The following is a 381-nucleotide window of genomic DNA, read 5'->3' on the forward strand; positions in this document are numbered from 1 at the left end:
TCCGGCGCGAGGTCGGCTCGGCGGGCCGGGATGTGCGCGGGCTGTACCGCGTGCACCAGTTCTCGAAGATCGAGCAGGTCGTCCTGTGCGAGAACGATCCGGAGGTATCGGAGAACATGCTACAGGAAATTTTGGCGAACGCCGAGCATATTTTGCAGCTGCTGGAGTTGCCCTACCGCGTCGTGGCCGTCTGCACCGGCGACATGTCGCTGAAGACGCACAAGCAGTATGATATCGAGACCTGGATGCCGGGAAGGAACGCTTACGGGGAGACGCACTCGGCGTCGAATCTGCTGGATTTCCAGGCTCGACGCTCGAATATCCGCTACCGGGGCGCGGACGGCAGGCTGCGGTACTGCCACACGCTGAATAATACGGCGG

Annotated in this window: 1 protein-coding gene; it reads left to right on the forward strand. The window is 61.9% G+C overall.

What is annotated here, in order from left to right:
- Window positions 1–381, forward strand: a 381-nt coding sequence (locus tag L692_RS28250; protein WP_036722941.1) for an aminoacyl--tRNA ligase-related protein, incomplete at both ends; no start/stop codon positions are given.

Source organism: Paenibacillus forsythiae T98 (assembly GCF_000520735.1).
In the GTDB taxonomy this organism is placed as follows: domain Bacteria; phylum Bacillota; class Bacilli; order Paenibacillales; family Paenibacillaceae; genus Paenibacillus_AQ; species Paenibacillus_AQ forsythiae.